Source organism: Desulfovibrio sp., assembly GCF_019424165.1.
Classification (GTDB): domain Bacteria; phylum Desulfobacterota; class Desulfovibrionia; order Desulfovibrionales; family Desulfovibrionaceae; genus Desulfovibrio.
Genome location: NZ_JAHZAA010000041.1, coordinates 12,797 through 14,044, shown reverse-complemented (window position 1 = coordinate 14,044; position 1,248 = coordinate 12,797). Strand labels below are relative to the sequence as shown.

Annotated in this window: 2 protein-coding genes; both read left to right on the top strand. The window is 54.8% G+C overall.

What is annotated here, in order from left to right; genetic code table 11:
* Positions 1-149: 149 nt before the first annotated feature.
* Positions 150-881, top strand: coding sequence for a pseudouridine synthase (locus tag QZ377_RS11180; RefSeq protein ID WP_291441233.1), 732 nt, complete (start codon positions 150-152; stop codon positions 879-881).
* Positions 881-1,248 (top strand): DUF4019 domain-containing protein (locus tag QZ377_RS11175; RefSeq protein ID WP_291441221.1); only part of this gene is annotated, 368 nt, incomplete at its 3' end. The genes QZ377_RS11180 and QZ377_RS11175, both read left to right, overlap by 1 nt.

Here is a 1,248-nt window from a genome sequence, read left to right as displayed (position 1 = left end):
CCCGAGCCCCCCACAAGGCAAACATGGCCGCACCCGCAGAAAAAAACGGACGCGCGCCTAACACCGCAGGCTTTGGAATGAATCTGAAAAATCCAGACTCTTGTGTGGCCCATTCGCCAAAGGCTACAGCCGTGTCAGAAACAGATCACATGCGTTTGAACAAGGCCATTGCAGCATCGGGCCTGTGCTCACGCAGAAAGGCGGACGAACTGATTCTTTCTGGCCGCGTAACCGTTAACGGCATAGCTGAGTCCAACCCCGCCCGCCAGGTCTCTCCGGGGGATGCCCTTGGCGTTGACGGCCGCCCGCTTACCGGAGCGCAAGAATTCTGTTACCTCATGCTCAACAAGCCTGTTCAGGTGGTGTGTACTGCAAATGACCCTGAGGGGCGCCCCACGGTGATGGATTACCTGCCGGAAAACGTGCGCGCGCTACGCCTCTACCCTGTCGGTCGTCTTGATTATTTTTCTGAAGGCCTACTCCTGTTGACCAACGACGGCCAACTTGCCCAACGCCTCACCCATCCCAGCCACCATCAGCCAAAAACGTATGAAGTTCTGGTCCGCGGTGCAGTTCCTGATGCGGCGCTTGCCGCCATGCGGCGCGGAATGCGTTTGGCTGAAGGCGAAAATCTTATGCCGGTGGAGGTTGAGGCCAGTTTTTCCAGGGGACGCACCTTGTTGCGGATGGTTTTGCACCAAGGACTGAATCGTCAGATACGCCGTATGTGTCGCGACCTTGGAGTCACCATTCTTTATTTGAAACGGGTGGCGCAAGGACCAATTGAGTTGGGCGGCCTCGCGACTGGCCGTGCAAGGAAGCTTACGGCCGCTGAGATCAAAATCTTGAAGAAAAGTGTCTGCTTGCAGGAGGAATATTGATGAAAAAATATTTTTTTGCCTTATTGTTCGTCGCGACCATGCTGACCGCTAACATGGTCATGGGGGCTGCTTCCTCTGACAAAAAAACGGATGCCCCCATGCAGGCGGCAATGGCATGGCTTTCTTTGGCGGATGCAGTAAATGCACAAGAGAGTTGGAATCAGGCGGCCAAAGCTTTTAAAGCAGGCATCGAACTGCAAGGCTGGGAAGCAACTTTGCCCAAAGCCCGGCAACCCTTGGGGGCAGTAAAAGAGCGAGAGCACCTTACCACTGAATTCACCACTGCCCTGCCTGGCGTCCCGGATGGGGAATACGCCATCATGCGGTTTCAAACGAAATTTGCTCACAAAAAGAGCGCTACAGAAAT